General features: G+C 56.4%; 12 protein-coding genes. 5 read left to right on the top strand and 7 right to left on the bottom strand.

Features of this window, described 5'->3' with window-relative positions:
* On the top strand, positions 1-633 hold a 633-nt coding region (locus AC07T0_RS03520), incomplete at its 5' end, for an amino acid permease (RefSeq protein WP_494999866.1).
* 121 nt (positions 634-754) lie between these two features.
* Complete coding sequence (locus AC07T0_RS03515) at positions 755-922, top strand: DUF2897 family protein (protein WP_494999865.1); 168 nt, start codon at positions 755-757, stop codon at positions 920-922.
* 17 nt (positions 923-939) lie between these two features.
* Here the strand turns inward: AC07T0_RS03515 and AC07T0_RS03510 are convergent, their stop codons facing one another.
* Together AC07T0_RS03510 and AC07T0_RS03505 are read right to left on the bottom strand one after the other, a co-directional pair.
* A complete protein-coding gene (locus AC07T0_RS03510; RefSeq protein ID WP_494999864.1) occupies positions 940-1,791 on the bottom strand; it encodes an urea carboxylase-associated family protein in 852 nt (283 codons plus the stop codon).
* Between the two features lie 15 nt (positions 1,792-1,806).
* A complete protein-coding gene (locus AC07T0_RS03505; protein ID WP_494999863.1) occupies positions 1,807-2,460 on the bottom strand; it encodes a GntR family transcriptional regulator in 654 nt (217 codons plus the stop codon).
* Positions 2,461-2,623: 163 nt separating this feature from the next.
* Between AC07T0_RS03505 and AC07T0_RS03500 the strand changes: the two genes are divergently transcribed.
* The gene (locus tag AC07T0_RS03500) at positions 2,624-3,184 is read left to right on the top strand and encodes a TetR/AcrR family transcriptional regulator (RefSeq protein ID WP_494999862.1); all 561 of its coding nucleotides are present in this window, start codon (positions 2,624-2,626) and stop codon (positions 3,182-3,184) included.
* A gap of 65 nt (positions 3,185-3,249) precedes the next feature.
* Here the strand turns inward: AC07T0_RS03500 and AC07T0_RS03495 are convergent, their stop codons facing one another.
* From AC07T0_RS03495 to AC07T0_RS03475, 5 genes are all read right to left on the bottom strand, one after another.
* Complete coding sequence (locus tag AC07T0_RS03495; RefSeq protein WP_494999861.1) at positions 3,250-3,588, bottom strand: ComEA family DNA-binding protein; 339 nt, start codon at positions 3,586-3,588, stop codon at positions 3,250-3,252.
* Positions 3,589-3,701: 113 nt separating this feature from the next.
* A complete protein-coding gene (locus tag AC07T0_RS03490; RefSeq protein WP_494999860.1) occupies positions 3,702-5,696 on the bottom strand; it encodes a polysaccharide biosynthesis protein in 1,995 nt (664 codons plus the stop codon).
* Between the two features lie 78 nt (positions 5,697-5,774).
* On the bottom strand, positions 5,775-6,794 hold the full coding sequence (locus AC07T0_RS03485; RefSeq protein ID WP_494999859.1) for an MraY family glycosyltransferase: 1,020 nt from the start codon (positions 6,792-6,794) through the stop codon (positions 5,775-5,777).
* Positions 6,795-6,998: 204 nt separating this feature from the next.
* Positions 6,999-7,844, bottom strand: a complete 846-nt coding sequence (locus AC07T0_RS03480) for an NAD-dependent epimerase/dehydratase family protein (RefSeq protein WP_494999858.1) — start codon at positions 7,842-7,844, stop codon at positions 6,999-7,001.
* 1 nt (position 7,845) lies between these two features.
* Complete coding sequence (locus AC07T0_RS03475) at positions 7,846-8,817, bottom strand: glycosyltransferase family 2 protein (protein WP_494999857.1); 972 nt, start codon at positions 8,815-8,817, stop codon at positions 7,846-7,848.
* 282 nt (positions 8,818-9,099) lie between these two features.
* Between AC07T0_RS03475 and AC07T0_RS03470 the strand changes: the two genes are divergently transcribed.
* Entirely contained in the window at positions 9,100-9,918 is an 819-nt protein-coding gene (locus AC07T0_RS03470) for an ABC transporter permease (RefSeq protein WP_494999881.1), read from the top strand.
* A complete protein-coding gene (locus tag AC07T0_RS03465) occupies positions 9,908-11,260 on the top strand; it encodes an ABC transporter ATP-binding protein (protein ID WP_494999856.1) in 1,353 nt (450 codons plus the stop codon). The genes AC07T0_RS03470 and AC07T0_RS03465 overlap by 11 nt, the downstream gene beginning before the upstream one ends.
* The last annotated feature ends 6 nt before the right edge of the window (positions 11,261-11,266 follow it).

Below are 11,266 nucleotides of genomic sequence, written 5' to 3'. Positions count from 1 at the left end.
ATGGCCGGCGGGGTCGGCGACTGGCGCCAGCTGTCGAACATCAACGACCCGTTGCCCCAGGCGATGAAAGCGGTGGTCGGCAGCAACTCCAGCTGGATGCACATGCTGGTGTGGATCGGCCTGTTCGGCCTGGTGGCGAGCTTCCACGGCATCATCCTTGGCTACTCGCGGCAGTTCTTCGCCCTGGCCCGGGCCGGTTACCTGCCCGCCTACCTGGCCAAGCTGTCACGTTTCCAGACCCCGCATCGCGCCATCATCGCCGGCGGCGTGGTCGGCATCGCGGCAATCTACAGCGATGGCCTGGTCAACCTGCAGGGCATGAGCCTGACGGCGGCGATGATCACCATGTCGGTATTCGGTGCCATCGTGATGTACATCATCAGCATGCTGAGCCTGTTCAAACTGCGTAAAACCGAGCCGAACCTGGAGCGCAGCTTCCGCGCGCCGGGCTACCCGATCGTCCCGGGGATCGCGCTGGTATTGGCGGTGGTGTGCCTGATCGCGATGGCCTGGTTCAACACCCTGATCGGCCTGATTTTCCTCGGTTTCATGGCGCTGGGCTTCATCTACTTCCAGTTGACCGGGCAACTACGTGCCGCCGCACCGGCCGATGCGATGCTGACCGGGCTTTAAGGGCTATTCAGGCGGATCGGGCTTACAATGGAACCACTGAGAAATCTTTTGACTCAAAGTGGTAAGGGCCAACGTTGCGGATGAAATGCTCATCCGCAAACGGCCCCTCAAGGAGAACCTTATGCCCTGGTATGCCTGGCTGATCATCGTCATCGCCATCGGCTCCATCGTCGGCAGTCTGATGATGTTGCGCGACACCGCGAACAAAGTGGAACTGACCGACGAACAGCGTCGGCGCATCCAGGAACGTAATGCCGAGATGGACGCCCAGGACGCGAAAGATCGCTGATCGTCCATTCCCGCCGGTTATTTCTCCCAGGCCGCCTTGGCGATATGCAAACCATGCTGGCCTTTGTAGGCCGCTCGCTCGGGCGAGCTCCAACCGTCGAGCAATGACGGCTCCAGCCGATAGACCTCAACCCCCAACGGACGACAGACACTGAGCGGGTCCTGCGCCTCGGGCCCCCACATCGGCAGCGAGAGGTCACCGCCCGGACAGGTCGACAGCGCACACAGCAGATCGATCTCGGCGAAGAACTCCAGGTAATCGCCCTGCTGTGCCGGGCAGGCCTTCATGAAATACATGTCATCGTGATTGAGCCCGGTGCACTGGAAGATATTCAACACGTCGTGGACATCGAACTCGGTCAAACCATGGGGCAGGACGGCACGGGTCAGATTCGAGTGGCAGTGATGGTGGAAGTCCTCCCCGGTCAGCATCTTGTTCACATAGGGATCACAGCGCGTTCCCAGGAGATCGTGCAAACGCCCGCCATGCTCGTCGATCCCGTAGCCGGCCAGACTGTCGTCGGTGATGGTCACCAGCGGCCGCAGGAACGGCAGGTTCGACCAGAGCCGGTCATGGGTGCTGACATGGGCCCCTTGCAACTGACGGGTGCGAGCCGCCCAAAGGCGCTCGCGCGGGTCGTTGGCATTCCAGACGTTGAAGTCGCCGACCTGCGGGCCGACTGGCGTGGTCACCCGGAACACATGACCGGCCGGCACCTTCCAGGCGCGCCCGGTACGAATCGGCACCTCGAACTGTTCGATCAGCGTACGCCCTGCTTTTTCCTCGCGGATGCGCTCATAAAACGCAATGTCCACCTGCAAGGCCGAGCCTTTGCTGACCTGATAGGCGGCGGGATAGTCTTTATACATGCTCAAGATCCTCGATCAGTGATGGGGAGAACGGCTTAAAAAGTCGAGCAGCATCTGCTCGGAATCGTCGAGGTAGAGGCTCATCGCCTCCCCGGCGGCGCGCTTGTCCCCCTCGACGAGCAGGTCGTGGATATAGCGGTCTCGCGCCAGCCAGGGCGCTTGAAAACGCTGCTCATCGGGGGCCGCGCAAAACACCAGGCGCAACTGCGCGACGATGTTGGTGAAGAACTCATCGAACAGCGGGCTGCGCATCAAGCCGACGATATGCTGGTGAAATGCCAGGCTGTGGGTGCCCAGGGCTCGCCAGTCCTCCCGCTCGCGGGCCAGCTCGGCGGCCTCGATGGCTTCGAGCATGCGGTCGGACTGATATTCGCGCAGGGGCTTGCTGAGGCTGATGGCCTGCTGCTCCAGGGTGCGACGGACCTGAAACAGATCGCGCACCTCATCGAGGCCCAGGCGGCGCACCATCACACCCTTGTTCCGGACGTAACGGGCCAGGCCTTCCTGGCCGAGCCGATGGAGCGCCTCGCGAATCGTGTTGCGCGAGGCGTTGTAGGTATTGACCAGATCGCTCTCGACCAGCGGCATACCCGGCAGCAGGCGGCCGCCGATAATGTCGGCGCGCAACTCCAGGGTAATCTGGTCGGCCAGGGACAACTCCGCACTCATGATCATCGCCTTGGATTGTTCAACAATCGTAGATCAATGGGTAATCATTATTCATGCCATGTCTTCGCTTCCCACTCCGACTAGTCATTCCTCTCCCGGAAAAAACATGACGAATCGTCTATAAGTCACGGTTATCATGGCTTAATGATTTGGAGAGCCCGCCATGCGGTATTCGCAAGACCACAAAGCCCAAACCCACGAACGCATCATCAAGGAGGCTGCCGCACGCTTCCGACGTGATGGTATTGGCGCTACCGGCCTGCAACCACTGATGAAGGCGCTGGGGCTGACCCATGGCGGCTTTTACGCGCATTTCAAATCCAAGGACGAGCTGGTGGAAAAGGCGCTGCAGGAAGCCGCGGCCGAGCTGGACGTGCATTGCGATACGCTGTTCAGCCAGGACAAACCGCTGCAAGCCTTTATCGACAGCTATCTGTCCGAGTGGCACCTGACCACCCCGGATCACGGCTGCCCACTCCCGACCATGTGCCTGGAACTGGGGCAACGAGGGGAACCGAGCTCGACGACGGATACAGTGATAGAGTCGCGACTCAAGCAGGTAGAAGACGCCCTGGGGTCAGGGCCGGATGCACAGAATCAGAGCATTGTCATGCTGGCGACGCTGGTGGGGGCGCTGGTGCTGTCCAGAAGCGCCGAGGACGAGGCGTTGGCGCAGAAGATATTGGCGGTGACAAAGGCGCATCTGAAGGATCAGGTGGAGTAAACCGCGGCCTTGCGCCTGGAGAAGAGACCGATCACGGGAAAGGCCTCCTCTGCCGATGGCCGTCCTCAGTTGATATCAAGCTTGTCGCGATTCTTGTCGAGCAGCGACTTGCCGATGCCCTTGACTTCGAGCAACTCGTCCACTGAAGAGAAAGGGCCGTTCGCTTCACGATAGGCCACAATGGCCTGGGCTTTTGCCTCACCTATACCTGAGAGCTGGTGCTGGATGGCTTGAGCATCGGCGGTGTTGAGGTTGAGCTTGTCGGGCTTGGCGGCTGCCGCCGCCGAGCTTGAAGCGGGAGCCGCCGGGTCGGTCTTGGCGGTCGCGGCCGGCGCCGCATTGACCACACCCGTGATGCCCAGTAGCAGGGTGAACGCGAGGGACGAGAGAAAGCCTGTGTGCATAAGTGACACTCCATGACATCGTGAGAGGAAAGCAGCTTTTCCGAAGCTGCTTTCCAAACCTAGATGATGGGGCTCTCCTGTCAAAAATCACGTCATTACCAAGTGTGTAGCGATCAGGGGTCCATCCGCCGCTGCTGGTAAATCCAGTCGACAATCTCACCGTCGGGAGCGTAACCGCTTACGGTATCGCGCAACACTTGCCGTACGCGTACGTAATCATCGTTTTCAACGGCAGCCGTCAATTCATGCAGCCTGGACTTGAGCGCATCCCATGAAAGCATATCTTCGCGGGCACTCATGATCATCGGGTGCTGGGTCGCAGCGACGTTGTCACCGATCAGCAATTCTTCGTAAAGTTTTTCACCAGGCCGCAACCCGGTGAACTCGATCGCGATATCCCCATGAGGACTCTTGTCCGTGCGCACACTCAGGCCGGAAAGATGAATCATCTTTTCCGCCAGCTCGACGATCCTGACAGGCTCGCCCATGTCCAGAACAAAGACGTCGCCACCCTGCCCCATCGAACCGGCCTGAATGACCAATTGGGCGGCCTCTGGAATCGTCATGAAGTAACGCGTGATCTTCGGGTGAGTAACGGTCAGTGGTCCGCCTGCTTTTATTTGCTTGTGGAACAGCGGAATGACCGAGCCCGATGAACCAAGCACATTGCCAAAGCGAACCATGGTGAAGCGGGTCTTGTTTACCCGCGATACCTTGGCCTGATCGCCAAACAGCACAGGTGCAAGCTCACGACTGAGCGCCTGGAGCGTCATTTCGGCCAGGCGCTTGGTACTGCCCATCACGTTGGTTGGACGTACGGCCTTGTCGGTGGAAATCAGTACAAAGTTGGCAACACCCGCCTGCAAGGCGGCTTGTGCGGTATTCAAGGTACCGATCACATTGTTCAGTACGCCCTCGGCGATATTGTGCTCAACCATCGGCACGTGCTTGTAGGCCGCCGCATGGTAGACCGTCTCGACATGCCAGGTTTTCATGACCGACAGGAGTTTGTTCTGATTGCGCACGGAACCCAGGATCGGTAGCAAACGCACCGACAACGACTCTCGAGCAATACGCTGCTCAAGCTCGGAGAGGATACTGTAGAGATTGAACTCACTGTGCTCGTAAAGCAGAAGCATGGTAGGACGAAGCGCCAGAATCTGTCGGCAAAGCTCGGAACCGATTGAACCGCCGGCCCCGGTCACCAGCACCGAACGCCCGCTGATGCAGCGTTCAAGCAGCTCCTCCTGAGCGGGAACCGTATCGCGCCCAAGCAAATCCGCGATATCGACTTCCTGAATATCGTCGACCTTGACCCGCCCACTGGCCAGATCCATGAAGCCCGGCACACTTCGCACATGGAGCGGATAGCGTTCCAACAACGCCAGTATTTCACGGCGCCGGCCACGCGAAGACGACGGGATCGCCAGGAGTATCTCCTGCGCCCCCGTGGCATCGATCATCTGCTGGATATGCTTGGGCTTGTAGACCTGCAAGCCCGCGATATTGCGCTCGGCAATACCGCTGTCGTCATCGATAAAAGCCACAGGCCGCATGGCACGCCCCATGCGCAACGCGGCAACCAGTTGATTCCCCGCCGAGCCGGCGCCGTAAATCGCGACTTTGGGCAAACCATCATCACGATTGCTGAACGGCATATGCTGCGCGGTACCAAACCAGTCACCCAGGAAGTACTGACGCATCGCAAGCCGCAGACCGCCCACCATGACCAGACTCAGCCACCAATAGTTGAAAATGATCGAGCGCGGAACAACCACTTGGTGGTTGCTGTAGAGATAGACCACCACCCCCAGGATCAGCGACGAAAGGCTCACCGCCTTGGCAATGGTGATCAACGCATCATTGCCGAAATAACGCATCACCGCTCGATAAAGACCGAACCGAATGAAAAGTGGAATTGCGACAACCGGAGCGGCAATAAATAGCCAGCGGTGCTGGGTAAATGGATTGATCAGGTCGTCCACCCCCAAGCGCACGACAAACGCCATCCACAGTGCCAACCAAACCATGACGATATCGGTGAGCACCTGCAAAACGCGCTTCTTTCGACGTGGCAGACTTACCAAATAGGCTCGTATCTTATCCATAACCCCTCTATAGCTTACCTGCACAATGTCGTCGTCCTGGATCGACCATCAGCCAAACCTGTCCCAGGTCACGACAGATTAACCAACTCTCTCCAACTCACCCGCATGAAATCTGACCGCGATAAACACCAAAGGGACGTAAGCCAGCAGCATACCGGTGAAACCGTCCAGGACAGACAAGCCGACACACAAGCCGATGGGCAGCAACCAGACGACATTGATCCCGAGCACAGCCAGGGTCACGGGTAAATGACGCCCCACCTGACGCGAGGCAAATTGATAGGCGTGGCTACGGTGAGCTTCATACACCTTGTCTCCACGAAGCAGGCGCCGCCCCAGTGTAAAAGTCGCATCGACGATAAATACGCCCAGCAGAATCAACCATACCCACAGCAAATGGGGCGCCTGCCAAGCGGCTTGGAGCGAAAGCCCTCCCAGCATGACGCCCAGAAAACCGCTGCCCGCATCGCCCATGAAAATGCGAGCGGGTGGAAAGTTCCAATAAAGAAAGCCGGCAACGGCCATTGCCAGGCACAGCGGAGCCCAGAGCAAGCCCTCATACCCTCCCAGCTCATAGACAAGACAAGCACCGAGACATACAAAAATAGCCTCGATACTGGCAATCCCATCAATTCCGTCCATGAAATTATAGAGATTGAGCATCCACACCAAGTAAAAAGCCGCCAGGATATGACCCAGCCAGCCCAAATTGACCTCTGCTCCGAACAGATTGAAGGCTGGCGCGCCTCCCAGACAAAGCAGGATCCAAAAAGAGGCGAAAAAGTGCGCCAATAGGCGCCAACGAGCGGCTATATGTCCATGATCATCGAGAAACCCCACTATCGCGACAACAGCACCGGACGCAAAAAGTGCCCCGAACACCGGCCCTGGCAGCAGGCCCGCCCAGGCTAGAACCGGCAAAGCGATCAAGAAACCGAGCACGATCGCCACACCGCCACCACGCGGCGTAGCAACAGAATGAGAACTACGCCCATTGGGGACATCCAGCAAACTGCGCGCCAATGCATATCGGCGTAACACACCGGTCAACAATAATGAGCAGACCAATACGAACGCACACAGCAGCAAAATCATCATCTAGTTCAAAATTCCTGAAACATTGGCCACCCACAAGCCAAGGCAAAGAGCGAAGCCCGCGAATGCAATCGGCTATTCTACGCAACATCGCAATAGCGCGTCAGGCTCTGTCTGCCCGCAAAAAGCATTGGCAGCTCGCGGTCGGTATCGAGTCATCCGCCGTCAGGTGATGAGGCCAGCCTGGCCATAAGCCGCTGGCGAGTCTCAAGGCAAGTCTGTATCGCTCAACTCAAAGGGGCGGGGCAGGAAATCGAATTGGCGTTGAGCCTCGGCATGATCAAACACCAGATCCTCAACCATTCGCGAAGCCATGGCGGTGGATAGATGTCGATAACGAGGCAGACAACGTGCCACTGAAATGGCCAGGCGCAGAAAAGCCACGGGAATGCTGACAACACGCACCGGCAACCGTTGCGCCTCAAAGATACGTACCACCATCGCCCGATAAGAAAGCACTTCTCCCCCGGACAAGTTGTAGCCTCCCGCAACGACAGCGGGTACGGTCAAGGCCCGCAAGCAGACCTGTACCACATCCTCGACATGTATCGGCTGACGTAACCCCGTACCACCGCCAGCCAGCGGAAAAAAACCAAATCGACGAATGAAGCGGGCCACTTCAAAAATATTCTTGTCCCGCCCCAAGCCATAAATCATGGTGGGACGTAACACGACCCATTCGACCCCATGATCTCGAGCCCAATGCTCCAGCAACGACTCACTCGCCGCCAGGCGATCCGCCAGCTCACGCTCGGCACGGTCCGGTGATTCGCACTTGGTATATCGACTGGTTGAGGAGAGCGCAACGATACGTGTGACCTTGCTTCGAGCAAGATGCCGCAGATACTCGGGAAGGACCCAGATCGGCGCCAGGGAAACAAGGACGTCAAACTTCAGGTGTGGCCAATCATCAATGTGCCGCCACGGCACCAACGAGGAGGGACGTCGGGAACGGTCACGCGTAAAGGGGGTCACCTCAAAACGGGACTGCTGCAACAATGGAATCAGCCGCTCCCCGAGAAAACTCGCCCCCCCCAAGATCGCGACACGCACGTTATGCGTCTTTTTTCTGTTTAAAAAAGGCGACCACGCTCATGATCAAATGGCGAACAACAACCAAACTGAAGCGTAGCCAGACACCAGCCGCCACACCCACCCACAAAACCCCGGGATATTGGCGACGGAAAAATTTTTGATAAAAACGCAGCATTCCACGATGTTTGTGCCACGCCACGAAATAGGGACGACGCCGACTACACGCGCCAAACTGATGGCTTACCTTGGCACTCGGCACATACAAAACATCCCAACCCGCCTGTCGAAAACGCATGCACCAATCCAGATCCTCGCAGTGGAGAAAATAGCCCTCATCCCACAGCCCTACATCCGCAATGGCCTCACGCCGGACAAGCATGCAGGCACCGGAAATGGCCTCCACCACCACAGGTTGGCGTGGCAACGGTTGTTCGTGCAGCAAGAAGTCGGAAAATGAAGCCGGCAGGAACTTCGAAAACCGAGAGAGCCCGAATGCCCGCAACAAAGCCCTCTTGGGCGTCGGGAAAACGCGCCGGCCACCGGGCTGCTCCGTACCATCAGGGTTGCAGAGGAAGCCCCCCACCATCCCCGAACGCGGATAACTCACCAAGGCCTGAATCATGCCATTCAACGCATCGGCAGCCAGCACACAATCCGGGTTGAGAAATAACACATAAGAGGCCGATGTATGGTGGGTACCGATATTGCAAGCGGCAGAAAACCCGAGATTGGAGGCATTGCGCACAACGTGCAACTCTCCCCCCTGAACCGGCATCAAGGTGTCCAAGCTGCCATCCTTTGAGGCGTTGTCCACCACAATGACGCGGGAAGCGCCTGCCCGCCATGCGGACAAGACACTTTCAGAGAGAAACTCGCCTGCATTGTAGTTGACAATAACAACATCGCAATTATTGTCTAACGGTGCAGGCGACATTTCTGAAGAGCCCGATTCAAATGAAGCCAGCTCACGGCGGGTCAATAGAGAGTTCAAAACAGTTCAAATCCATATTCCACAGAGTAACAATTCCGATACCCACCTGTTACCTACTGCTAAAATCGTCGGCACGACGGTCAATGCGAATACTTCCCTGCAACCACAGTCCAATATATAGTAGCCACAGGCTTTGAAAATAGCTAATGATCGATAGATAAAGCGTATCGCCACTGAAATGACGCCACCGGAATGGCACCACAAAAAAAATAAACATTTCAACATCGCCCCATAAACACATCACCCATGAGTCGATGCTTGATCACGCGAGACACCAGCCTGATGCAGTCGTTCAACTCGTCCCCCCTCTCAATGCTGCGCAGCATTTTGAACAACAAGAGCCTGATCCGAGCGCTCATTTTCCGAGAGGTCACGGGTCGTTATAAAGGTTCAATATTCGGCCTTTTCTGGTCTTTCGCCACCCCGTTATTCATGTTATTAGTTTATACATTTTTCTTCAGTGTGGTCTTCAAGACCCGCTGGTCAGGAGGAAGCGACTCGAAGAGCGAGTTTGCACTGGTACTGTTTGCCGGCCTGCTACTCTTCAATCTGTTCTCCGAGTGTGTAAACCGTGCACCTGGCCTGATCTTGAGCAACCCCAATTACGTCAAGAAAATTGTCTTCCCCCTGGAAATCCTCCCGATCGTATCGCTCGGTGCCGCCCTATTTCACACCGCTATCAGCCTTCTGGCCTGGCTGCTTTTCTATGTCGTGCTGTTTGGCACGCCGCCTGTGACAGCCCTTTCACTACCGCTGATCATTTTCCCATTGAGTTTACTGATACTCGGGCTCAGTTGGTTCCTCGCGGCCCTGAGCATATACCTGCGTGATATTAGTCAGCTGATCGGCATCCTGACCACCGCGCTGTTGTTTATGTCACCTATTTTTTATCCTTTATCAGCACTCCCTGAAAATTATCATATCTTTCTCAAATCCAACCCTCTGACTTTTCCGGTGGAAATGGCCCGCAATGCTCTATTCTGGGGATCGTGGCCGCACTGGGAAGGCCTGGCAATCTATTATGTCGTCACATTCCTGGTGGCTTGGCTAGGTTTCGCCTGGTTTCAAAAAACACGAAAGGGTTTCGCTGATGTCATCTGAAATGGCGATCAGTGTTGAAAACCTCTCAAAGCATTATCACCTCTATGAAAAACCCTTTCACCGCTTGCTTCAAATGTTTGCGGGTCGGCGCAAACAGTATTTCAAAGCTATTCCGGTCCTGGATGATATTAACCTTCAAATAAAGAAGGGCGAAACCGTCGGCATCATCGGTCGCAATGGCAGCGGCAAATCCACCTTATTACAAATGATTTGCGGCACACTCAGCCCCAGCAGCGGCAGTATCAAAACGCATGGCCGTATCGCTGCACTGCTGGAGCTGGGGGCTGGTTTCAACCCCGAATTCACGGGACGTGAAAATATTTATCTCAACGGCATCATGCTGGGGTTGAGTGTTGGAGAGATCGACGAAAAATATGCCGCTATAGAAGCCTTCGCCGAAATTGGCGACTACATCGAACGACCGGTAAAAACGTACTCCAGTGGCATGTATGTCCGCCTGGCGTTTGCCATCCAGGCCAATATTGACCCCGAAATACTTGTCGTCGATGAGGCCCTTGCCGTTGGAGACGCCTTTTTCGTTCACCGATGCATGGACCGCCTGCATCAGCTGCAGGAGCGCGGAACCTCCATCCTGCTGGTGACCCATGACAGCCTGCTGGTCAAGCGTTTTTGTAACCGCGCCATCTGGTTGGACCAGGGTCGGATTCGCGCCATAGGCGCCTCCAGTCCGGTAGTGGATGAATATTTGACCTCACTGTTCCAGATTCAAAAGCCCGTGGAACCACCCTGCGTAGAACTGGCACACACAGCATCCGGTGTGGACATTGAAGAACACATCCCCAATCTAGGTCGACGCCTGGGGGACCAGAAATGCCAGGTCGTCGGTGCCCGGCTTTACGATAACCACAGAAATCCGATCGATAACGTCCAAGGAGGCTCGGATGTCATCCTCAGATTCTCGGTGGCCAACGTAAGCCTCACACCCGAGAATCAGCTGGTCTTCGGCTACATCGTCCGGAACATTCGAGGCGAGGAAATCGCCTCGACCAATACCCGTCTGGAGCAGATGGTACCGATGTCTTTTACCTCAATGCGCGAACGGATGACGGTGGAAGCCCGTATCCACATTCCGCTGCTTTATCCAGGCGATTACGCCCTCAGTGTGGGAGCCTCCTATGCGCCAGACACCAGAGCGCCACTGATAGTTGCGGACCGTATAGTCAATGCCATCATCTTCAACGTAAGCTGCCATAAAGAAATCTGCACACCAACCTATTTCGATACCACCTTCAGCATCGACCGGGTACTGTCGCCGGCCCTCCCCGACTGGCCAGAAAACACACATAAAAAGAAGACTCCAGGCTGTCGATCCAATGAATAGGCGCTC

The organism is Pseudomonas sp. GW821-FHT04D07 (assembly GCF_059420225.1).
Note: the sequence above shows the minus strand (reverse complement) of the source record. Positions and strands in the feature narration are given on the sequence as shown.